Genomic DNA, 22,688 nt, shown 5'->3' on the forward strand with positions numbered 1-22,688 from the left:
TTGGGCACCGGCTTGGCCACCTGCTTGGGCTTGGGTTTGGGCTTGGGCGGCGGCTTGGTTGCCAGCTCGTCCTCCACCGGCGGCGGTGGCTCTACCACGGGCTGCGCCACGGGCGGTGGCGGAGGTGGCGGTGGCGCAACTACCGGCGGTGATGGTTGGGAAAACTCGATGGTCATTGGCGGGACCTCGGGCGGCTTGACCGGCAATGCAGCCAGCGGTTTCTGGCTCAGCCAGTAAATCACCGCGCCATGCAGCACCAGCGCAAACACGCCCAGCAGAATCCCTTCACGCCGGCTCAGTACACCCTTGGGGGTCGTGTGCAGACGCGACTGAACCAGCGGCGCACGGTGCGCGCGGCCCAGGTCGACCAACTCGCCACCGGGCGCCTGGCGCACAAACGCCTGGGGTGCACTGGCTGCGGTCTGGACATTGCCCATTGTTGTACTCCTGCGGTTTTCAGCGAAAAGGCGAGGAACGCCTCGCGGAACGAATGATCGACGCGCGAGGCTTAGCTCTTAAAGTAATCTTTAAAGTTATACATAGGCCCGAATGGAATATGTAAAACCCCTCACGGCCGCCAGGCCGCGCCCTGCAAGGCCTGTAGCAGAGCGGCTGGCGGCCCATGCCTTGACTGCATTTGAAATATTCAGAAAAGGCATGGGTTTCAGCGGCTGGCGCTGGCGTTTTTCAGCGCTGAATCGGGCGCTACCACGGCGGTTTCGCCGTGAGGCGTACCTTCAGGCACCCAGTCGTAGCTCACTGGCAAGGCGCGGTACACCCAATTGCTGACCGCATCGCTGCCTGGCGCCTTGCCCTGATAGGGGCTCACGTACTCCCAGACGATCTCGCCCTTGTCAGTGACCTGGAAGAAGCGGCCGTTCATGCCTTCGTCGATCAGCGTGTTGCCGTTGGGTAAACGCCGAGCGCTGCTGATGAATGAGCTATAGAAGGCCCAGGAAGGCTGTTTGGAGCTGGCGGCGGTGTATTGCCACACCACTTGCTGCTTGATCGGGTCGACCTCCAGCACTCGCGAACCTGGGGTCAGCCCCAGCGGCGCCGAGGGGTAGCCAGCAGTGCCCTGGTTGTCGAACACCAACAGGTTGCCCGCGCCCGGCAAGCCGGCCGGGATGATGTGCACATCATGCTGGCCAACGAACTGGTCCAGTGGGCGTGGCACCTGCTGGGCCGTCTTGGGGTTGATGGTCGGCAGGTTCGGCCCCAGGTGCCACACCACTTTGCCGCTGGTCTTGTCGATGATGGCGATGAAGTTGGAGTTGCGAGAATCCAGCAGCAGGTTGTCCGGCGCAAAGCGCTTGTCGCCGGCATCGAACCATTTGTTCGGCCCCACCACACTCAGGTTATTGATGTGCAGGTAGTCGGGGTTGTCGGTGGCGTGCACCAGCTTCAACTGCGCCGGGGTGAAGCCGAACTCGGTCAGGTGGTCACTGGCCAGCCATTGCCATTTCACCTGGCCCTGGGGGTCGACCTCGTAGACCACGTCATCAATCAGTTCCGGCACCTTGAAGCCGGCCACCTTGTGCACCTTGTTGGCCAGCACCAGGGTGTTGCCGTTGCTCAGGCGACGCTGGTCGTGGTGCTGCTGGGCGGCGCCACCGGGGGCCTTGTCGCCCCACTGCCATACCACCTTGCCGCTCCAGTCCAGCTCACCGACGCTCTGGTTGGCCAGGCCGTTGCCCGCCGCGCCCAGCGGCCCGGGCGCCTTCTCGGAAAGTTGCAGCAGTACATGGCCGCGCTCGCCACCCACCAGTTTCGGGTCGATGATGGCCGAGGGAAAACCGTTGTACGGCCAGTTCTTGACCTCATTGCCGTCCATGTCGATGAGGTGCGTCTGCTTGTCGGCACCGGCGAAGATCACGTACTGGTTGTAGGCCTTGGCCGGGTCGTACCGGGTCACGCCGGTGGGGTACACGCTGGGCGCGGCGTGAGCGGCGCAGGCCAGCACGGCGCTGGCGAGCAGGGTTGCCTTGAACGCTTTCATGGTTACGCTCCTTGTTGTTGTCAGAAGTCATAGCGGGCGGTCACGCCCAGGGTGCGCGGGTCGCCGAGCACGCCGCTGTAGCCGCCGTTGCTCTCGTTCCACAGGGTGGTGTAATAGGTCTTGTCGAAGGCGTTCTTCAGCCACAGCGAAACGTCCCATTGGCCCTGGCCGAGGTTGCCGCGAAAGCCGGTGCTGAGGTTGACCAGGCTATAACCCGGGATTTGCGCGGAGGCGGAATCTTCCAGGGTGCCCACAGCGTGGGAGCGATACGAGTAGCTGCCGGTGACGTACTCTTCCAGGCCGTTATCCCAGTTCCACTTGTATTCACCGTTGGTGTTGAACACATATTTGGAGGCACCGACCACCTGATGGCCGGACAGGCTGCAGGAGGCCGGCGCACCGGCCTGTTCACTGACTTCAGGCGCGCACGGGGCATCCTTGTACGACATGTACCGAACGTCGTTGTAGGTACCGTTGAAGTTAAGAGTCAGGCCCTTGACCGGGATAACCGTGCCGTCGAGTTCCAGGCCGCGGGAGCGCACGGTGCCGGCGTTGGTCAGGTAGGACACGCGGTTACTCGAGTCGTAGGCGTTGGCCTGGTAACCGTTGACCGTGGTCCAGAACAGGTTGGCGTTGAGCAGCAGACGGCGATCCCACAGAGTGCTCTTGACCCCCAGTTCGGCATCATTGGCGCGTTCGGAACCGATCAGCAGGGAGTCGGCACCCGCCGTGGGGGCGCTGCCGACCGCCAGGTTGACGCCGCCGGATTTCTCGCCGTGGGACAGGGTGGCGTAGCCCATCACGTCGTCGGTGAAGTGATAGCTGAGGTTGACCATGCCCGAGGGGCTGGCGCTGTAAAGGCTCAAGTCTCCGGAGTTGTAAGCGCCAGCACGGGCATTGCGCTGCGTGGCCGCGGCGCCGGTCACGGCGGCACCGCCCACGGGAGCATCGCGCTCTACCGTGGCGCTCTTCTCTTCATAGGTGCCACGAATGCCGGCGGTCAGGTCCAGCTTGGGCGTGAGGTGCCAAGTGCCCTGAGCGAACAGCGCGAAGCTGTCGGTGTCGATGTGGCCGCGGCCAATACTCGTCACATTGGCCAGCGCGCCGGTGGCTGTACCGTTCCAGATATCAGCCTGCGGGCCGTAATACGAGAACGACTTGTTGTCGGTCTTGGAACCGAAATAGTAGGCACCCAGCACATAGTCGAACGGGCCGCCGGTGGGCGATGCCAGGCGAAATTCCTGAGACCACTGCTTGTCCTCCACCGACACGCCTGCGTTGTAGGACGCCGGCACGTTCAAGCCGTCGTCGTTACGCGGGGTGAAGTTCCAGAAGCGGTAGGAACTGATGGACGTCAGGGTGAAATCACTCGGCAACTTCCAGTTGGCTTCCACCGAGCCGCCACCCTGGTGCACGGTCACGTGCTGACTGTTGTCCAGGTTGACCTTGCGCGAACCGGGGTTGACCAGGGTAGCCCCGGCCGCTGCGGCCCGGGTCTCGTAGAGGTTGACGCCATTGACCGTCGGCCCGGTGCTGAACAGCGTGCGGGTACCAGAGCTGGAGTCTTCCTCGTTGTAGTCGACGATGGCGCGCAGGCTGAAGTCTTCGTTGGGCTTGAACAGCAATTGCCCACGCAGGCCGTCGCGCTCGCCACCGCCCAGCTTGTGACCGTTTTCCTCGTTGGTGATGGTGCCGCCGCTGTCGCTGCGGTACACCGACAGCCGCCCGGCCAGCTCATCGGTGATGGGGCCAGAGATAGTGCCCTTGGTCTGCACATAACCGTGCTGGCCCACCGAGCTTTCGATGGTGCGCTCAGGGGTGAAGCTGGGCGCGCGAGTGGTGATATTGATCACCCCCGCCGTGGTGTTCTTCCCGAACAGCGTGCCTTGCGGGCCGCGCAATACCGCCAGCTGGTCGATGTCCATCAGGTCGAACACGGCCATGCCGGGGCGGCCCAGGTACACGTTGTCGATGTACAGGCCGACGCTGCCTTCCAGGCCATCGCTGGCCGGGTTGTTGCCCAGCCCGCGGATCGACACGCTGGACTGGCGCGCGTGCATGAACGCTACGTTAACGCTGGGCACCAGTTGCTGAAGGTCCTGGATGCGGTACACGTGCTGGCTTTCCAGGGTGCTGCCGTCGAGGGTGCTGATGGGGGTGGGCACGTCCTGCGCACTTTCTTCGCGGCGTCGCGCGGTCACGGTCACGGTCTTGAGATGGGCACCGTCATCCTGAGCGGCGGGGGCCGTCGCACTGGTCGGGGTCACGTCGTCAGCCGCATGGGCCAGGGAAAAGCTGGCGCTGCCGGCCAACAGCAAGGCCAGCGGCAGGCGCTTGAGGCGCCTCGCGGAAGTAGGGACAGCAGAAGGTGACTGACGACTCATGAACGGCTCCTGGGTGAGGGAACTGGCGGACGGCCTTCGCTGGGCTCGCCACTGCGCATATTCCCTTCAGTTATTTGCATATGTTTTTCTAGAGATTTACTGCATAAGTGATTGCCTTTATAAGGAGTGCACCGGATGCATAGCAAATGCATTTGCCCGATACTTTCAATGTGAAAAATGCATATAGACCTGCGCCAACTTCGCCACCTGATCGCCCTTGCCGAACACCGCAGCTTCGTCGCCGCCGCCGTGGCGGTGAACCTTTCGCAGTCGGCCTTCAGCCGCAGCATCCAGGCACTGGAACACAGCGTTGGCTGCCAGTTGGTGGACCGCGGGCGCAAGGACCTGCCGCCTACCAAACAAGGCCAGGTGGTGCTCGAGCATGCGCGCCGGCTGGTCAGCGGTGCGCGACAACTGAGCAACGAAATAAGCCAATTCAACGGCCTGGAAGCCGGCGAACTGCGCTTTGGCTGCGGCCCCGCCCCCGCCTCGGGGCTGGTACCCGCCGCCGTGGGCAGCTTCATCGGTCGTTATCCGAAAGCGCGTGTGCAGTTTCATATCGATGACTGGCACAGCCTGAGCAAGCGCCTGCTGAGCGAAGAGTTCGAGTTCTTCGTTGCCGATACCCGCCAGTTCGAAGCCGACCCCGAGTACCGCACGCACCGGCTGCGCCCGCGCCGCTGGCATTTCTGTTGCCGGGCCGGGCACCCGCTGGCGCAGCAGGAATCGGTCAGCGCCGAGCAGTTGCTCAGCTACCCGATGGCCGCTACCGTGCGCCCCCCGAACCTGCGCAAGGTGCTGGCCGACCTCAGCGGCCGGCCGGACTTCAGCCCCAACGTGGAGTGCGAAAGCAGTTTTGCCTTGCTGAACGTGGTGCTTCGCTCGGACGCCATTGGCATCAGCGGCACCTACCGCGACGGAGGCCATGGCGCCCGGGGAGAACTGGTGCGCCTGCGCGTCGAAGGGCTTGATGAACAGCGCGAAGAGCTCTACACCCGCTACGGCATCGTCAGCCGCGCGGGGTATCGGCTGTCGCCGCTGGCCGAGGCCATGATCGAAGAGATCAAGCGGGTGGATGAAGAGGATGAGCCCGCGGCGGGCTACGACATTCACAACCTGGCGGTGTAACCCACCGCAGTTGCAACCTCGGCAGCGGCTACGAGTATGTATGCATTCGGCGCATACAAAGTATTCAAGGAATGCGCTTGCCGAATACCCCTGCCTGAACGCGAAATAGTCTGCATTTCCAGTGACTTGCGCAAACAGGAAGGCCCATGAGAAAACGCTTCAGACCCTTGCTTGGCCTAGTGCTGGCCGCCCTGCTCGGCCAGGCCCACGCAGCGGAGCCGGTGACCATTCGCATTGGCTCGCCCGACCAGGGCGCCGGCACCACGCCGTTCATTGCCGGGCCGGTAGGTATCGCGCATATCCAGCAGCAGCTGGAAAAGGAATTCGCCGCCGACGGCGTGAAGGTTGAGTGGCACTTCTTCAAAGGCGCCGGCCCCGCCGTCAACGAAGCGCTGGCCAACCAGCAACTGGACTTCGCCTGGCTCGGCGACCTGGCCGCGATCATCGGCCGCTCCAGCGGCCTGCCTACCCGCCTGCTGCTGGGCGCACGGGGCAACAACATGTACTTGGCCACGAGCGCGAATTCGAACGTCCACAGCCTGGCCGACCTCAAGGGCAAGCGCGTGGCGGTCTACCGAGGCACCGCTGACCAGCTGTCGTTTGGCCGTGCACTGCAAAGCCAGGGCCTGAAGGAACATGACCTGCAGATCATCAGCCTGGATTGGAGCGCAGCGCGCGCCGCCCTGGCCAGCGGGCAGATCGACGCCACCTGGTCAGGCATGGGCATCCTCGCCCTGGGCCCGAAAGGCATCCAGTTCCCGATGAGCACCAAGCAACTGCCACCGCTGGCGACCACCCAGGCCGGGCTGGTCGCCACCCAGGCCTTCATCGACCAGCACCCCGACCTGACCCAGCGCCTGGTCACCGTGCTGGTGAAGAACGCCGCGTGGTTGACCGACACCCAGAACCAGCCGGCCTACAACCAGCAGATGGCTGAGCAAAGCGCCATCCCCGCCGCGCTGTTCGAACAGGAGGCCAAGGGCGATAACCTGGCCTTCCGCGAATCGCCTCGCATCGACCCATTCCTGCGCGCCAGCCTGCAGGACAGTGTCGACCAGGCCAAGGCCCTGGGCCTGGTGCGCCGCCCCTTCAATGCCGCCGACTGGGTAGAGCCCCGCTTCGTCGACGCCGCTATCGAACAGCTCAAGCTCGGCACCCTGTGGCCCGCCTTCGACGCCAATGGCAAAGCCCTCTGACCCCCAGGTATTCCCATGACCGCCATCAAGAACGTGCTGTACATCATGTGCGACCAGCTGCGCCGCGACTACCTGTCGTGCTACGGCCACCCGCACCTGCATACCCCCAACATCGACCGCCTGGCAGCTGCCGGCGTACGTTTCAGCCGCGCCTACACACAGGGCACCATCTGTGGGCCGTCGCGCATGTCAGCGTATACCGGCCGTTACGTCAGCAGCCACCAGGTGGCCTGGAACGCCGTTCCCCTGCCGCTGGACGAACTGACCATCGGCGACTACCTGCGCCCGGCTGGCATCCGCACCGCACTTGTGGGAAAAACCCACGCCACGCCCAATACCGATGCCCAGCAGCGCCTGGCCATGGCACCGGACAGCAACGAAGCCGAGCAGTTGAATGAAGTGGGCTTCGAGGCTTATTTCCGCCACGATGGCCTGTTCCCCGACGACCCGATCTTCGACAGCAAACGCGAAGGCTCGCCCTACACCCACCACCTGCGTGGCCTGGGCTTCGAAGGCCGCAACCCGTGGCACGACTGGGCCAACGCCGCCGAAGGCGCCAACGGTGAAATTCTCAGTGGCTGGAAAATGCGCAATTCGCACCTGCCGGCACGCATTCCCGAGCAGCACTCGGAAACGGTCTATACCACCGACCGTGCCATCGACTTCATCGACGAGCAGGGCGAACAACCCTGGTGCCTGCACCTCTCGTACATCAAACCGCACTGGCCCTATATAGCGCCGGCGCCCTACCACGCGCTGTACGGAAAAGATCAGGTGCTGCCAGCCGTGCGCCCCGCCCCGGGAGCCGAAAACGATCACCCGGTGTACAACGCCTTCCGCCAGCACGAGGAGAGCCTGAATTTCTCCCGCGAAGAAGTGCGCCTGAACGTGATCCCTACCTACATGGGCCTGATCAAGCAGGTAGATGATCAATTGGGGCGCCTGTTCGACTTCATGCAAAGCAACGGCCGCTGGGACGACACCCTGATCGTGTTCACCAGTGACCATGGTGACTACCTGGGCGACCACTTCCTGGGCGAAAAGGAGTTCTTGCTGGAACCGGCGGTAGGGGTGCCATTGATAGTGCGTGACCCCCGCCCGCAGGCCGACGTGACCCGTGGCACGGTGGACGAACACCTGGCCGAGACCATCGATGCCCTGCCCACCTTCCTCGACGCGCTGGGCTTGCCAGCCGCCGACCACCGCCTGGAAGGGCGTTCGCTGATCCCGCTGTTGCATGGCAAGCAACCAGCCTGGCGCGATTTCGCCGTGGCCGAGTATGACTATGCGTTCCAGGCACCCGCCCGCGAGCGCCTGGGCCAGGCGATCGACCGCTGCCGCATGTACATGGTGCGCAGCGAACGCTACAAGTACCTGGCTTACGACGGTTACCGGCCGCAGCTATTCGACCTGCAGGAAGACCCTCAGGAGCTGCGCGACCTGGGCACCGACCCGGCGTTCGCCGCGGTCCGCGAGCAACACCAGGGCTACCTGTTCGACTGGCTGCGCGGCCTGAAACGCCGCACCACCATCAGCAACCAGGAGATCGACATCCGCGGCCGGCGCTTCCGCTATGGCGAGCCGGAAACCGAAAAACTGGTGCCGATCGGCGTCTGGTGACAGACGCCGTACAGGCGCTCTACAGGCCGCGGGTGGTCACGCTGCGTTGCCCAGCGACACCCACCGGCACTTCGCCCTGCAAGGTCACCCGGCGCACGATGCGCTCCTGGGTGCCATAGTCGTCCACCGCATAGTGCTGGGTAGCGCGGTTGTCCCAGATGGCCACATCACCCGCGGCCCAGCGCCAGCGCACGGTGTTTTCCAGGCGTACCACGTGGCTTTGCAGCACCGCGAACAGGTGCGCCGAATCGCTGGCCGAGTAGCCCTTGATACGCTTGACGAAATGGCCGAGCAGCAGGGTTTTTTCGCCGCTGACGGGGTGTACGCGCACCACCGGGTGCTCCGTCTCGAACACGGTCGAGGTAAAGACCTTGCGGTAGTTTTCCAGTTTTTCGGCTGACACGTCCGGCTTGGCCGCGGCGTAGTCGTATTCGTTGCTGTGCACCGCCCAGAGCTTGTCCGCCAACTCCTGCAGGGGGGCTGGCAGCTCGTTGTAGGCGGCAGCGGTGTTGGCCCATACCGTGTCGCCACCTGAAGCAGGGGCGATGACAGAGCGCAGGATGGAAGCCTTCGGATAAGCGTCCACGAAGGTCACATCGGTGTGCCACGAGTTGGCCCGCTGGCCATCGGCGCCGCTGAGCTGCATCAGGTAACGGGTGCCGTCACGTACCGGCACGGTGGGATGGGCGATCGGCTCGCCGAGCAAGTGGGCGAAGGCTTCCTGGCTCTGGTCATCCAGGTGAGTCTGGCCGCGGAAAAAGATCACCTTGTACTGCACCAGCGCGGCCTGGATGGCCGCCACGGTAGGGGCATCCAACTCAGCCCCCAGGGTGATGCCGCGAATTTCGGCACCAATGCGGCCAGCCACCGGATGAATGTCCAGGGCTACGGCGGCGGTGTTTGCAGCGAGAGTGGCATTGCTCATGGTCGGCTCCTCATCTTTCTATAGATATAAGTATTGGTTCTAAATAAATCACCAATGCTTCGTTGACGGAATAAGAGCTTCCATTTAAAACCTTCACCCACCCGCTGTACCAATACCTTCGACCTATTTTTCAGATGCCGGGAATGCATATGGACCTGCGCCAACTGCGGTACTTCATCGCGCTCAACGAACACCGCAGTTTTGTCCGTGCCGCCGACGCCATGGGCATCACCCAGCCAGCCTTCAGCCGCAGCATTCAAGGCCTGGAGCAGGAGTTCGGCTGCGTGCTGGTAGACCGCGCCAACAAGGACCTGCGGCCTACGCCCGAAGGCATGGTGGTGCTGCAACATGCGCTGAGCCTGGTGCAGGGGGCGGCGCTGCTGGCCAGCGAAGTCACGCAGATGACCAAGCTCGATGCCGGTGAGTTGCGCTTTGGCTGCGGCCCGGCGCCGGCGGTGCGGTTGGTGCCCGAGGCAGTGTCGAGCTTCGTGCGCGCACACCCCAAGGTGCGTACTTACTTCGAGGTGAACAACTGGGAGAAACTCAGCCGTGCACTGAGCCGCGAGGAGATCGAGTTCTTCATCGCCGACATCCGCCACTTCGAGGCCGACCCCAATTTCCAGACCCAGGAGCTGACCCCCAAGCGCGGGGTATTCTTCTGCCGGCCGGGGCACCCCTTGCTGGGCAAGGAAAGCCTGTCGACCAACGACCTGTTCGATTATCCATTGGCCGCGGCACTGATCCCGCCCGGCGTGCGCAAGCTACTCGCCAACCTCAGCGGCAAGACCGATTTCAGCCCGCATATCCAGACTGAGCACGTGCCAGCGCTGGTGAAGATCGTGCTGGACTCCGATGCCATCGGGCTGACGACCGAAGAGAGCTTCGAAGAGAACGCCAGGAACCTGCAACTGGGCAGGCTGCACTGGCGCAACCTGCCGCAGAACCTCGAAAGCCTCAGTGCCCGCTGCGGCATCGTCAGCCGCATGGGGTACCGGCTGTCACCGGCGGCGCGGGCGATGATCGACACCATCGTCGAGATCGATGCCCAGCCCGCCGCCAAGGCGGGCTGACGCTACGCCCCCCCGGCATGCCACGTCCGACGGGCCCGTTGAAACCCGTGTAACCTGGCCGCGTCACGAACGCCGCGCAGCACCAGGCACCCCGCGTGCGGCAGGCCTCAGTTAGCGGGCCACCCAGTCAGCCACCTTGAACGGTTTGCGAATCAGGCGCTCCTGGGCTGCCAGGTCCACGGAGGATTGCAACTTGCCAAGGAACTGCGGATCCAGCGTCGCCGGGAACACTTCGCTGAGCTTGTCGGCCTGCAGGTCCTGGGCCACCAGCGCCGACGGATAGCTGGCCTGCTTGGAAACCAACTGTACGTAAGCGTCCTTGTTGCCGTCCTGGGTCAACCATTGCACCGCACTGTCCTGGGCCTTGATCAGCCGCGCGACGATGTCGGGGTGGGCGTCGACAAACGCGCCATTGCCCACCAGCACACTCTGGATGCTGCCCGCGCCGCCCAGGTCGCGGGTATTGAGCGGGATATCCGCCAACCCGCGCTGTTGCAGCACGATTGCATTGAGCAAGCCCCAGGTGGCATCGATCTGCTTGGCCGCCAGGGCCGACTGGGCGGCGCTGTAGTCCAGGTTGACGATCTTGAAATCCTTCTCGCTCAAGCCTTGGCTGGCCAGCGCGGCATCGAACGAGAGCTGGCTGGCAGTGCCACGGAACAGCCCCACGCGCTTGCCCTTGAGGTCTTGCAGGGTCTTGATGCCCGAGCCCGGTTGCACGGCCAGGTATTGCTTGATACCCCGGGCAGTCGCACTGAGCAGGCGGGTATCCAGGCCATTGGACTTGCCGATGATGGCGGCCAGGTCACCCAGGTAGGCGAAGTCTACCTGGCCGTTGGCGAAAGCCTCGTTGATGACCGGGCCGGCCCCTTTGAAGAATTGCCACTGGATATGGATGCCATCGGCGGCGAAGGCTTTTTCGAACGCCTGTTGCTGGCGCAGCACATCAACCACCCCGCCACCGCTGTGTTCAGTACCTGCGCTGAGGTCAGGCACGGCGATGCGAATTTCCTTGACCGCGTCGGCATGGGCAGCCAGTGGCAGGCAGGCCAGCAGCGCTGGCAACGCAACAAGACGGGCTAGGCGAGTTAGGTTTTTTTTCATGGCGGGCGCTCTTGGCTGATCACGGATGGCGCACAGTCAGGCACATACCTCAGTATTTAATTAAATACTATAAATTCACATTTTAGTTACTAAAAAGAATAAGCAGGCAAAACAGGCCTTGCGCTCAGATCATGCATGGCGCGCATCGAAAATATTCTTCAAATGCATTGGATGCCGAGCGCGCAGAGGCCTTAAATGGCACCTCTTATCTCTTTATTGAATCACTTCTATTTTTGATAGATCCAATAAGAATATACAAATAGCCTTAAGCAGTAGCCGACAACGGAGGTCTGACATGGCCCGTGATTCCCTCCTCAGCCTGCCCCTGGCCAAGCCTGCGGCTGCCAAGCGGCGTGCCGGGCCGTCGCCCTGGCAAAGGCTGCAAGCCTTCTACCTGCCCGCTGCGCTCTTCGCGCTGTGGTGGCTGGCCAGCCGCAACCACTGGATGAGCGAACAGATCCTGCCAGCGCCGTCGCTGGTCTGGCAGAGCACCCTGGAACTGGCCACCGGTGACTTGCCGAGCAACCTGTGGATCAGCCTGCAGCGGCTGTTCTGGGGCCTGCTCGCCGGTATCGGCAGCGGTGCGGTACTGGGCGCCTGGCTGGGCTTCAGCCGGCGTGCCGAACGCCTGGTGCTACCCACGTTCACGGCCCTGGCGCAGATCCCCACCCTGGCCTGGATTCCGCTGTTCATGGTGTTCTTCGGCATCGGCGAACTGCTTAAGCTGGTGGTGCTGATCAAGGCCATCGTGGTGCCCGTGACCCTGCACACCCTGGTAGGTGTAAGAGACGCCCAACCCAAGCTGCGCGAGGCCGCCGCCGTGCTGCGGCTGCCGCCACACCTGCTGGTCCGCCGGCTGGTACTGCCAGCGGCCTTGCCGTCGTTCATGGCCGGCGTACGCCTGGCCCTGGGGGCGGGCTGGTCTTCGCTGCTGGCGGTGGAACTGCTGGCGTCCAGCGAAGGCATCGGTTACCTGATGGTGTGGGCGCGACAGTTGTTCATGCTCGATATCGTCTTCGTGTGCGTAGTGGTCATCGGCGTCATCGGCGTGGCCATGGACAAGGGCATCGCCCTGGCCGACAGCAAACTGGTGCACTGGCCCCACGCAGCCACCGCCGCCCTGCCCCGCAACCGTCGCGCCCGAGGCCTGGACCGCCTGACACCCTGGCTGTTGCCCCTGGCGCTGCTGGTGCTGTGGCAGCTCGCCAGCCAGCTGCAGTGGGTGGATGCCAATATCCTCGCTTCGCCCCTGGCCGTGCTGCGCACCACCTGGGCCGGGTTGCTGGACGGCTCGTTGCTGACCGCCATGGGCCTGAGCCTGGGCCGCACCGTCGGCGGCCTGCTGCTGGGCGGCGGGCTGGGGTTTGGCCTGGGCCTGTTGCTGGGCCTGTGGAAGCCGGCTGACCGCGTGCTGGGCCCTAGCCTGGCGGCGCTGCGCCAGATCGCCATCTTCGCCTGGGTGCCATTGATCACCGCGTGGTTTGGCCTGGGGGAACCGGCCAAATGGGTGTTCGTTGCGCTGGCGGCATTTTTCCCGCTTTTCATCGCCACCCACCGCAGCGTCGCCAACCTGTCGCCGCAATTGGCCGAGGCAGCCCGGGTGCTACGCCTGAACCTGTGGCAACGCTTGCGCCGCCTGGTCTTGCCGGGCGCCGCCCCGGGTATTTTCGCCGGTTTGCGCCTGAGCCTGATCTACGCCTGGCTGGGTACCATCGGCGCGGAGTATTTCATGCCGTCCAACGGCGGTATCGCCAGCCTGATGATCGGCGCGCAGCAGTTGATGCGCATGGACCTGATCATGAGCGGCATGCTCCTGGTCGGCCTCACCGGCGCCCTGCTCAACGCCCTCGGACAACGCATCGAAGCGCGCGCCACGCGCTGGAGACACGCATGAACGCACTGACCCACCCTATCGTCAGCTTCAACCACGTCGGCAAACTGTTCGAAGTGGACGGCGGCAGCCTGGAAGCCATTCGTGAATTCAACCTGCAGATCGCCGAGGGCGAGTTCGTCGCCATCGTCGGCTCCAGCGGTTGCGGCAAGTCCACCCTGCTGCGCCTGTTGATCGGCCTGGACACTGACTTCCGAGGCGAGATTCAGGTCGACGGCAAGGCCGTGACCGGCATTGGCAGCGAGCGCGGCATCGTCTTCCAGGAGCACCGCCTGTTCCCCTGGCTGACCGTGGAAGAAAACATCGGCCTGGGCCTGGTCAACGAACCCCTGAGCAGCGAACAGCGCCAGCGCCGGGTGCATGACTTCATCGACCTGGTGGGCCTGAAGGATTTCACCCGCGCCTACCCGCACCAGCTCTCCGGCGGCATGGCCCAGCGGGTAGCCATCGCGCGCGGCCTGGTGGCCAGCCCGCGGATCCTGCTGCTGGACGAACCCTTCGGGGCCCTCGACGCCCTTACCCGGCAGCAGATGCAGGACGAACTGCTGGCCATTCGCGAGCGAGCGCACATCACCACGGTGCTGGTCACCCACGATGTCGAAGAAGCCATTTTCCTGGCCGACCGCGTGGTGGTCATGGAGCCCCGGCCAGGGCGCATCAAACGCGTGGTGAACATCGACTTGCCACATCCGCGCCAGCGCAGCAGTTTCGACTTCCACCAACTGCGCGAAGAACTGCTGCATGAATTGACCAGCGACGGGCACTACGTCGCGCCCCAGCCCGAGCAGATCCGCGATCTGCACCCGGCCTTTATCGCCTGCTGAGCAGAGGTACCCGCCTGATGCCCCAACGTCCCAATTTCCTCGTGATCCTGGCCGACGACCTCGGCTTTTCCGACATCGGCGCCTTTGGCAGCGAAATCGCCACACCCCACCTGGACAAACTGGCCCTGGCCGGGCTGCGCCTGACCGACTTTCACACCGCGCCCACGTGTTCGCCGACACGCTCGATGCTGCTGACCGGTACCGACCACCACATCGCCGGCATCGGCACCATGGCCGAAGCCCTGACACCCGAGCTGATCGGCAAACCGGGCTACGAGGGCTACCTCAACGACCGCGTGGTAGCCCTGCCGGAGCTGCTGCGCGAAGCGGGCTACCAGACGTTGATGAGCGGCAAGTGGCACCTGGGCCTGACGGCCGAGCTGGCCCCCCACGCCCGCGGCTTCGAGCGTTCGTTCTCGCTGCTGCCCGGCGCCGCCAACCACTACGGCTATGAACCCACCTTCGACGACACCACCCCCGGCTTGCTCAAGGCCACACCAGCGCTATACATCGAGGACGATACCTTCGTGGACGAACTGCCCGCGGACTTCTATTCCTCCGACGCCTTCGGCGACAAGCTGCTGCAGTACCTGAAGGAACGTGACCAGAGCCGCCCCTTCTTCGCCTACCTGCCCTTTTCGGCGCCGCACTGGCCGCTGCAGGCACCTACCGACCTGGTGGCCAAGTACAAGGGCCGCTACGACGCCGGCCCTCACGCCCTGCGCCAGGAACGCCTGGTCCGGCTGCGCGAGCTGGGCCTGATCGGCGAACACACCGAAGCGCACCCGCTGCTGGAATTGAACGCGGAATGGGACAAGCTCGATGACAGCCAGCGCCAGGCCTCGGCCCGGGCGATGGAGGTCTATGCCGCCATGGTCGAGCGCATGGACTGGAACATTGGCCGGGTAGTGGAGTACCTGCGCCAGCAGGGCCAGCTGGACAACACCTTCATCCTGTTCCTGTCCGACAACGGCGCTGAAGGCGCGTTGCTGGAAGCCTTCCCGACCTTCGGTCCAGAGCTGATGAGCTACCTGGACACCCACTACGACAACAGCCTGGACAATATCGGCCGGGCCAACTCCTATGTCTGGTACGGCCCGGGCTGGGCCCAGGCCGCCACCGCGCCGTCGCGGCTGTTCAAGGCCTTCACCACCGAAGGCGGCATCCGCGTGCCGGCGCTCATCCATTACCCGGCGCTGGCCCGCCAGGGGCAGATAGGCCATGGCTTCGGCACGGTGATGGACGTGACCCCGACCATTCTCGACCTGGCGGGCGTGCGCCATCCGGGCAAACGCTGGCGGGGGCGTGAGGTGGCGCCAGTGCGGGGGCGTTCGTGGCTGGGGTACTTGTCCGGCGAAACCGCCACGGTGCATGACGACAAGACCGTGACCGGGTGGGAGCTGTTCGGCCAGCGGGCCATTCGCCAGGGGGATTGGAAGGCCGTCTGGATTCCAGGGCCCGTTGGGCCTGCTACCTGGCAGCTCTACGACCTGAGCCAGGACCGTGGCGAGATCCACGACCTGGCTGCCAGCCACCCGGACAAACTGGCGGCGTTGATCGGGGAATGGCAGAAATATGTCGAGGAGACCGGAGTGGTGCTGAGCCAGTCCCCGTTCCAACCTGACTGAGTGTCACGCCCTTCCCGAGCTTCGCCCGCCCCCTGTGGGACCGGGCCAAGCTCGGGAAAAGAGCACCGCGGTGTATCAGGCAGCAGAGCTTGCGCCCACGGGAGCCTCTGCGGGCTGCCGGGTAAAGCGGTTCGCCCGGCCAAAGGTACCGAAATCATTGAACCGCACGCCCATCTCAGCCATTACCCGGTGCGCAACCGGCGCGGTCATCTGGCGAATGTAGAAGGGCTCCTTCACCACAAAATGGTGAATGCCATGGGTGCTGCCGAAGTTGAAGCAGAACGCCTGCAATGGCCACAGCCACCAGGCATTGAGCACCTGGGTCTGTTGCATCACATTGCCCAGCTCTACATCACCGTAGTAATGCATGTTCGAGCTGACAAAATGCAGACAGAAGGTGCGCAACACGTTCGGCCCGACAATCACCACCACCGCGATGTCCACCCAATGCATGACCGCCAGGGTGCTGGCCGACCATTCGATAGGCGCCCCCACCAGCCAAGCGACGCCGTTGGCGGCATGAAAGCCCAGAAACACGTACCACGCACTCCAGTTCATCAGCGCCAGCGGCGCGTAGACCCGCAGAGTACGCTTGAGGATGCTCCACTTGTGCGCCCAAGTCTTGGCCCGCACCATGCGGATCAGTGACGACATCACGTTATCGCCCACCATCAACAGCCTGACCAGGCCCCAGGGTTCACCATTGGTAATGGCGCGCTCTTCCATGTCGGTCTCGGTACCCGACACTTTGTGGTGGTTGAGGTGCAGATGGCGGCGGATCCAAGGGTTGATCGTGCTGGGCCGCGCCAGCCAGACCAGCGCCAGCATCAGGTTATGCACCACCCGCTGCTTGCGAAAATACATGCTGTGAATCAGGTCATGCTCCAGCTCATGGGTCAGCGAGGCGAAGAAGGCGTTGAGCAACAGGCACGCCCACCACGCTATGTAACCGCCGAGATAGAGCGCCGCGCTGCCCACCATGGCGGCCAGCGCGAAGGCCAGGATGCTGGCGCCGATGGCATCCTGATGCTTGAGTATCGGGTACTGGCGACGCAATTCATCGCCCCGGGCCATCACCACCTGGCGAATATGTGCACTGCGTTGTTGTGCATTCAGTCTGTCGGGGCTTGCACAAGTGCGGTCCATGCTTCCATCCTCTTGTTATTGATGGGCACACTGTGCAGCAGCTATAGCAAAAGGACGCTAGCCGTGGACGCCAACCTGTTGACCTCAGGCGCCATTGACCATGCCTGAACCGACCTCGCTTGCCAGCTGGACCCGCGCCTTGCGCAAGCAACTGGACGCCCTGGGACTCGACAGCGCCGCGCTGTGCGAGAAGGCCGGGCTCGACCTGCATACCATGGACGACCCCAAGGCCCGGTACCCATTGTCAGCCACCACCCAGCTGTGGCGCCTGGCGGTTGAAGCCAGCGGCGACCCGGCCATCGGCCTGCGAGTGTCGCGCTACGTCAGCCCCACCACTTTCCACGCGCTGGGCTATGCGCTGGTCGCGAGCGAAAACCTGCGTGAAGTGTTCGAACGCATCGTGCGCTACCACCAGGTGGTCAGCGACGCCGTGGTGCCGCACCTGAGCCGCGAGGATGGCCGGTATGTGTTCTGCCTTGAAGTGCCGGACGACAGCCCGCCACCGGCGCCTGAAGCCATGGACGCTTTCGCGGCCATCTACGTGCGCACCTGCCGCAACCGCCTGGGCCGCGATTATGCGCCCCTGGGCGTATGGCTGACGCGGCCCGCTCCCGTGGACCCGACGCCCTGGCACACCGTGTTTCGCGCCCCCATCCATTTCGCCGCCGCGCAGAACCGCCTGGAATTCGCCTGCTGCGACTTTGAATGCCACCTGGACGACGCCAACCCCGAGCTGGCCGAACACAACGAAGCGGTGCTCAACCGGACCCTGGAGCTGCTGCACCCGCTGACCTGGGAGCGCCGGGTACGCAACGCCATAGAACTGCACCTGCCCAAGGGCGTGCCCTCGGCCGACCAGATCGCCGAATCCATGCACTTGAGCCTGCGCAGCCTGCAGCGCCATCTGGCCGACGAAGGCTGCCGCTATGACGCTCTGCTGGACCAAAGCCGGCAGAACCTGGCGCTGGCGTACCTGCGCGAAGCCGAGCTGGCCCTGAGCGAGATCGGTTACCGCCTGGGCTTCGCCGACGCCAGCAGTTTCAACCGCGCCTTCAAGCGCTGGACCGGGCTATCGCCGGGCCAGTTCCGCGATCGCATGGTCTAGCCCTTTCACCAATGAGGACACAACAATGAAAAACCTCGTCGACCATCTGAGCCAATACGCGGCCTACCACCGTGACCCACGCAACATCGCCAGCCACTTCATCGGCATCCCGCTGATCGTGGTGGCGGTCACCGTGCTGCTGTCGCGACCAGGGGCGGATTTTCTGGGGCTGTGGATAAGCCCGGCGCTGTTCGTGGCGCTGGCGTCGGCGTGGTTTTACCTGCGGCTGGACCGAGCGCTGGGCGCGGTCATGAGCGTGCTGCTGGCGCTGTGCCTATGGCTTGGGGCGGTGCTGGCGGCGCAAGCCACAGCCATGTGGCTTGGCGCGGGAGTGGGGTTGTTCGTGGTGGGCTGGGCTATCCAGTTTGTCGGCCACTACTGGGAGGGGCGCAAACCGGCATTCGTGGATGATGTGATGGGGCTGATCGTGGGGCCGTTGTTCGTGGTGGCAGAGCTGGCGTTCCTGCTGGGAATGCGCCGGGGGCTGAACCGCGACATCGAAGCTCGCTTGCACCCCCTGTAGGACCGGGCGAAGCTCGATCCTACAGGGGGTGCGGTCAAAGGTTCGGGGCCTTTTGCCAGACCTTGGGTTTGAAGAACAGGGTTTCCCCCTTGGCCAGGCCCGACAGGCTGTCGTGGTCCTTGACCACCTCGGCTTCGATCAGGTCGTTCTGCCCTTCCACTTTCAAGGTGACCCGCGTGGTGGCGCCCAACGGGCGGATGTCGCGAACCTCAGCCGGGTGGTGGCCTTCCACTTCCGAGCGCGACAGCGACACCTCGTGCGGGCGGAACAGCACGTGGTTGTCTTCGCCCAGGTGCAGGCGGTTGGAGTCGCCCAGGAAGTGGTAAACGAAATCGCTGGCGGGGTTTTCGTACACCTCACCCGGTGAGCCGATCTGCTCGATCACACCCTTGTTCATCACCACGATGCGGTCGGCCACCTCCATGGCTTCTTCCTGGTCGTGGGTCACGAAAACCGAGGTCAGGTTGATGTCCTCGTGCAGGCGGGCCAGCCAACGGCGCAGCTCCTTGCGCACCTTGGCATCCAGGGCGCCAAAGGGTTCGTCCAGCAGCAGCACCTTGGGTTCCACTGCCAAGGCACGCGCCAGGGCGATCCGCTGGCGCTGGCCGCCGGACAGTTGCTCGGGGTAGCGGTCGGCCAGCCAGTCCAGTTGCACCATGTTCAGCAGCTCATGGACCTTCTCGGCGATGCGGCTTTCATTCGGGCGCTCGGCCTTGGGCTTCATGCGCAGGCCGAACGCCACGTTGTCGAACACCGTCATGTGGCGGAACAGGGCGTAGTGCTGGAACACGAAACCGACGTTGCGATCACGCACGTCAGTGCCCGAGACGTCTTCACCATGGAACACGATGCTGCCCTGGTCCGGGGTTTCCAGGCCGGCGATGATGCGCAACAGGGTGGTCTTGCCGCAGCCGGAGGGGCCAAGCAGGGCTACCAACTCGCCACTCTGGATGTCCAGATTGATGGAGTTCAGGGCCTGGAAGGCGTTGAAGCGCTTGCTGACATTACGAACTTCGATCGACATGAATTATTCCTCCGCAGCGCTATGGCGCAGGCGGTTAATACGGTTCTCGCTCCACTGCTTGAGCAGCAGGATGAAGAGCGCCATGACCAGCAACAGGCTCGCTACCGCGAAGGCCGCGACGTGGTTGTACTCGTTGTAGAGGATCTCGACGTGCAGCGGCAGGGTGTTGGTGACACCACGAATGTGCCCGGACACCACCGACACGGCGCCGAACTCGCCCATGGCACGCGCTGTACACAACACCACGCCGTAGATCAGGCCCCATTTGATGTTGGGCACGGTGACGTGCCAGAACATCTGCCAGCCGTTGGCGCCCAGCAGGCGGGCAGCCTCCTCTTCCTGGGTGCCTTGTTCCTGCATCAGCGGAATCAGCTCCCGGGCCACGAACGGCACGGTGACGAAGATGGTCGCCAGCACGATACCCGGCAAGGCAAAGACGATCTGGATGTCATGGTCGGCCAGCCATGGGCCGAACAGGCCTTGGGCACCGAACATCAGCACGTAGACCAGGCCGGCGATGACCGGCGACACCGAGAACGGCAGGTCGATCAGGGTCACCAGCACGCTTTTGCCACGGAAGGAGTACTTGCTCACGCACCAGGCCGCGCTGACGCCGAACACCACGTTGAGCGGCACCGAAATCACCACGGCGATCACCGTGAGTTTCAGCGCCGACAGGGCGTCGGGCTCCAGGATCGCAGTGAAGAACGCCCCCAGGCCATTGCTCAGGCCCTGGGACACGACGATGAACAGCGGCAACAGCAGGAACAGAAAGAAGATCAGCCAGCCGAGGCCAATCAGCACCCGACGCGACAGGGCGCTGCCCCGGCGGGCGGCATTGGCGCTGGAAGCGGTGAGCGTTGTGGATGCAGACATGTTCAGCGCCTCCTTCAAGGGGTTTCGATGCGCCGCTGCAGCAAGTTGATCAGCAGCAACAGAATGAAGGAAACCACCAGCATCATCACGCCGATGGCGGTGGCGCCGGTGTAGTCGTACTGGTCGAGCTTGACCATGATCAGCAGTGGCAGGATCTCGGTCTTCATCGGCATGTTGCCGGCGATGAAAATCACCGAGCCGTACTCACCCACCCCACGGGCGAACGCCAGGGCGAAGCCGGTCAGCCAGGCGGGCAACAGCGCCGGCGCCAGAATATGGCGAAACACCTGCAGCGGCTTGGCCCCCAGGCAGGCGGCGGCTTCTTCCACTTCACGCGGGATATCGGCCAACACCGGCTGCACCGTGCGCACCACGAATGGCAGGGTCACGAAGGTCAGCGCCAGGGTGATGCCCAGTGGGGTATAGGCGATCTTGAAGCCCAGGCTCTCGGCGAACTGCCCGACCAGGCCGTTGGGGGTGTACAGCGCGGTCAGGGCAATGCCGGCCACCGCCGTGGGCAGCGCGAACGGCAGGTCGATCATGGCATCGATGATCTTGCGCCCTGGGAAGGTATAGCGCACCAGCACCCAGGCCAGCAGGGTACCGATGATGCCGTTGATGATGGCCGCGCACAGGGCGGTACCAAAGCTGAGCCTGAGCGCGGCCAGGGTACGCGGGGAACTGATGATGGCCCAGAACTGTTCGAACGTCAGCTGGGCGGCGTGGACAAACATGACGGCCAGCGGGATGAGCACAATCAGGCTGAGGTACACGACGGTGTAGCCCAGCGTCAGCCCGAAGCCGGGTATGACGGGGGAGATACGACGCGACATATGAGTCCTTGGTTTGGAAGCAGCATCAAGCTGCAAGCGGCATGCTCCAGGCTGGAAGCAGACCCCTTGCAGCTCATCACTTGCAGCTTGCAGCTGCTTTTACTGTGCCTGGTATATTTGGTCGAACACGCCGCCATCGTTGAAGAATTTGGGCTGTGCGGTTTTCCAGCCGCCGAAGTCCTTGTCGATGGTCGCCAGGCTCTTCACTTCCTGGAACTGCTTGGCGTATTGCGCCGCTACGTCCTTGTCCCGTGGCCGGTAGAAGTTCTTGGCGGCGATTTCCTGGCCTTCCTTGCTGTACAGGTGCTTGAGGTAGGCCTCGGCGATTTCCGCGTTGCCCTTCTTCTCGGCGTTTTTCTCGACCACGGCCACCGGCGGTTCAGCCAGGATAGACACCGACGGCACAACGATATCGAACTTGTCCTTGCCGCCGTCCTCCTTCAGTGCCAGGTAGGCTTCGTTTTCCCAGGCCAGCAGCACGTCACCCTGGCCGTTGTTGACGAAGGTAATGGTCGAGCCGCGGGCACCGGTGTCCAGTACCGGCACGTGCTTGAAGAGGGTCTGGATGTACTGCTTGGCCTTGGCTTCGTCACCGCCATTGGCTTTCAGGCCGTAGGCCCAGGCCGCCAGGAAGTTCCAGCGTGCGCCGCCAGAGGTTTTCGGGTTCGGGGTAATGACCGACACGCCATCCTTGATCAGGTCGTCCCAGTCATGGATGCCCTTGGGGTTGCCCTTGCGCACCAGGAACACGATGGTCGAGGTGTAAGGGGTGCTGGCGTCCGGCAGTTTGGTCTGCCAGTTTTCCGGCAATGTCTTGCCCAACTTGGCGATTTCGTCGATGTCGCCGGCCAGGGCCAGGGTCACCACGTCGGCGCGCAGGCCGTCGATCACGGCACGGCCCTGCTTGCCCGAGCCACCGTGGGACTGCTTGATGTCGACTTTGTCGTCAGGGTGGGACTTCTTCCAGAAGTTCACGAACTCGGCGTTGTAATCCTGATACAGCTCGCGCGTAGGGTCGTAGGAAACGTTAAGCAGCTCGTAGTCCTTGGCGACCGCAGAGCCTGCGAACAGCGCACTGGCGAGCGCCGCCAACGCATAGTGACGGATAGACATGGTGAAGCTCCTGGATGACTTTGTAGTTTTTCTGTTGGCTTTTCTTATGGCTGGCGCGGTGGCTCAGCTGGGCTTGTTGCCCGGGTTCTGCAGGCGGAATTTTTCCTTGCGTTCAATCTGCACCACTTGGGCGTTGTGCACAGTGATTTCCACTGCGCCAAAGCGCAGGTCACGTAGCGCGCTCTGGATTTCGCGCAGAATGGTTGCTTCGTCCTGGCCGTCGACGCTACGCAGAGATGCGCTCATGATCATGCTCCTTAGTGTGAGAGGTGTCTTGAACGCTATAGTAGATACGCCGG

Annotated in this window: 19 protein-coding genes and 1 pseudogene; 9 read left to right on the forward strand and 11 right to left on the reverse strand. The window is 63.6% G+C overall.

Annotation, left to right across the window (positions count from 1 at the left end; translation table 11 throughout):
• From QBK88_RS24335 to QBK88_RS24345, 3 genes and pseudogenes are all read right to left on the reverse strand, one after another.
• Positions 1 to 437 (reverse strand): annotated as a pseudogene (locus QBK88_RS24335) (energy transducer TonB); the annotation flags it as partial.
• Between the two features lie 227 nt (positions 438 to 664).
• Entirely contained in the window at positions 665 to 1,999 is a 1,335-nt protein-coding gene (locus tag QBK88_RS24340) for an aryl-sulfate sulfotransferase (protein WP_277964019.1), read from the reverse strand.
• Positions 2,000 to 2,019: 20 nt separating this feature from the next.
• On the reverse strand, positions 2,020 to 4,383 hold the full coding sequence (locus QBK88_RS24345; RefSeq protein ID WP_277964020.1) for a TonB-dependent receptor: 2,364 nt from the start codon (positions 4,381 to 4,383) through the stop codon (positions 2,020 to 2,022).
• Positions 4,384 to 4,560: 177 nt separating this feature from the next.
• On the opposite strand from QBK88_RS24345, the gene QBK88_RS24350 reads away from it, so the two are divergent.
• The 3 genes from QBK88_RS24350 (at position 4,561) to QBK88_RS24360 (ending at position 8,327) form a co-directional block, all read left to right on the forward strand.
• Entirely contained in the window at positions 4,561 to 5,511 is a 951-nt protein-coding gene (locus QBK88_RS24350; RefSeq protein ID WP_277964021.1) for a LysR family transcriptional regulator, read from the forward strand.
• Positions 5,512 to 5,657: 146 nt separating this feature from the next.
• Positions 5,658 to 6,707: an ABC transporter substrate-binding protein gene (locus QBK88_RS24355; protein ID WP_277964022.1), complete on the forward strand. Its 1,050-nt coding sequence runs from the start codon at positions 5,658 to 5,660 to the stop codon at positions 6,705 to 6,707.
• Positions 6,708 to 6,722: 15 nt separating this feature from the next.
• A complete protein-coding gene (locus tag QBK88_RS24360; RefSeq protein ID WP_277964023.1) occupies positions 6,723 to 8,327 on the forward strand; it encodes an alkaline phosphatase family protein in 1,605 nt (534 codons plus the stop codon).
• A gap of 19 nt (positions 8,328 to 8,346) precedes the next feature.
• Here the strand turns inward: QBK88_RS24360 and QBK88_RS24365 are convergent, their stop codons facing one another.
• The gene (locus tag QBK88_RS24365; protein WP_277964024.1) at positions 8,347 to 9,252 is read right to left on the reverse strand and encodes a TauD/TfdA dioxygenase family protein; all 906 of its coding nucleotides are present in this window, start codon (positions 9,250 to 9,252) and stop codon (positions 8,347 to 8,349) included.
• A 149-nt stretch (positions 9,253 to 9,401) separates the two neighbouring features.
• Between QBK88_RS24365 and QBK88_RS24370 the strand changes: the two genes are divergently transcribed.
• On the forward strand, positions 9,402 to 10,322 hold the full coding sequence (locus QBK88_RS24370; protein WP_268146475.1) for a LysR family transcriptional regulator: 921 nt from the start codon (positions 9,402 to 9,404) through the stop codon (positions 10,320 to 10,322).
• 111 nt (positions 10,323 to 10,433) lie between these two features.
• On the opposite strand, the gene QBK88_RS24375 is transcribed toward QBK88_RS24370, so the two are convergent.
• The gene (locus tag QBK88_RS24375) at positions 10,434 to 11,426 is read right to left on the reverse strand and encodes an ABC transporter substrate-binding protein (RefSeq protein ID WP_277964025.1); all 993 of its coding nucleotides are present in this window, start codon (positions 11,424 to 11,426) and stop codon (positions 10,434 to 10,436) included.
• A 295-nt stretch (positions 11,427 to 11,721) separates the two neighbouring features.
• Between QBK88_RS24375 and QBK88_RS24380 the strand changes: the two genes are divergently transcribed.
• Genes QBK88_RS24380 through QBK88_RS24390 form a run of 3 tightly spaced genes read left to right on the forward strand, consistent with a single transcriptional unit; the run spans position 11,722 to position 15,769 of the window.
• Entirely contained in the window at positions 11,722 to 13,320 is a 1,599-nt protein-coding gene (locus QBK88_RS24380) for an ABC transporter permease (protein ID WP_277964026.1), read from the forward strand.
• A gap of 5 nt (positions 13,321 to 13,325) precedes the next feature.
• On the forward strand, positions 13,326 to 14,141 hold the full coding sequence (locus tag QBK88_RS24385) for an ABC transporter ATP-binding protein (protein WP_445764992.1): 816 nt from the start codon (positions 13,326 to 13,328) through the stop codon (positions 14,139 to 14,141).
• Between the two features lie 17 nt (positions 14,142 to 14,158).
• Positions 14,159 to 15,769, forward strand: coding sequence for an arylsulfatase (locus QBK88_RS24390; protein ID WP_277964028.1), 1,611 nt, complete (start codon positions 14,159 to 14,161; stop codon positions 15,767 to 15,769).
• 75 nt (positions 15,770 to 15,844) lie between these two features.
• Here QBK88_RS24390 and QBK88_RS24395 read toward each other — a convergent pair whose 3' ends face one another.
• Positions 15,845 to 16,915 carry a fatty acid desaturase gene (locus tag QBK88_RS24395; RefSeq protein WP_277964029.1) on the reverse strand — a complete coding sequence of 357 codons (1,071 nt, stop codon included), beginning with the start codon at positions 16,913 to 16,915 and terminating at the stop codon, positions 15,845 to 15,847.
• Between the two features lie 100 nt (positions 16,916 to 17,015).
• Between QBK88_RS24395 and QBK88_RS24400 the strand changes: the two genes are divergently transcribed.
• Both QBK88_RS24400 and QBK88_RS24405 read left to right on the forward strand, forming a co-directional pair.
• A complete protein-coding gene (locus QBK88_RS24400) occupies positions 17,016 to 18,020 on the forward strand; it encodes an AraC family transcriptional regulator (protein WP_277964030.1) in 1,005 nt (334 codons plus the stop codon).
• A 25-nt stretch (positions 18,021 to 18,045) separates the two neighbouring features.
• The gene (locus QBK88_RS24405; RefSeq protein ID WP_277964031.1) at positions 18,046 to 18,543 is read left to right on the forward strand and encodes an Mpo1-like protein; all 498 of its coding nucleotides are present in this window, start codon (positions 18,046 to 18,048) and stop codon (positions 18,541 to 18,543) included.
• Between the two features lie 34 nt (positions 18,544 to 18,577).
• Here QBK88_RS24405 and QBK88_RS24410 read toward each other — a convergent pair whose 3' ends face one another.
• The 5 genes from QBK88_RS24410 to oscA all read right to left on the reverse strand — a co-directional run bounded on the left by QBK88_RS24410 (position 18,578) and on the right by oscA (position 22,635).
• Positions 18,578 to 19,567, reverse strand: coding sequence for a sulfate/molybdate ABC transporter ATP-binding protein (locus tag QBK88_RS24410; protein WP_176569585.1), 990 nt, complete (start codon positions 19,565 to 19,567; stop codon positions 18,578 to 18,580).
• A 3-nt stretch (positions 19,568 to 19,570) separates the two neighbouring features.
• Entirely contained in the window at positions 19,571 to 20,443 is an 873-nt protein-coding gene (gene cysW / locus QBK88_RS24415) for a sulfate ABC transporter permease subunit CysW (protein ID WP_158154137.1), read from the reverse strand.
• Between the two features lie 14 nt (positions 20,444 to 20,457).
• The gene (gene cysT / locus QBK88_RS24420) at positions 20,458 to 21,276 is read right to left on the reverse strand and encodes a sulfate ABC transporter permease subunit CysT (RefSeq protein ID WP_277964032.1); all 819 of its coding nucleotides are present in this window, start codon (positions 21,274 to 21,276) and stop codon (positions 20,458 to 20,460) included.
• Positions 21,277 to 21,375: 99 nt separating this feature from the next.
• A complete protein-coding gene (locus QBK88_RS24425; protein ID WP_277964033.1) occupies positions 21,376 to 22,389 on the reverse strand; it encodes a sulfate ABC transporter substrate-binding protein in 1,014 nt (337 codons plus the stop codon).
• A 63-nt stretch (positions 22,390 to 22,452) separates the two neighbouring features.
• Complete coding sequence (oscA, locus tag QBK88_RS24430; protein WP_007941032.1) at positions 22,453 to 22,635, reverse strand: sulfur starvation response protein OscA; 183 nt, start codon at positions 22,633 to 22,635, stop codon at positions 22,453 to 22,455.
• Positions 22,636 to 22,688: the final 53 nt, after the last annotated feature.

The sequence above is a fragment of the Pseudomonas sp. RIT-To-2 genome, from assembly GCF_029623465.1.
GTDB classification, from domain to species: Bacteria; Pseudomonadota; Gammaproteobacteria; order Pseudomonadales; family Pseudomonadaceae; genus Aquipseudomonas; species Aquipseudomonas silvicola.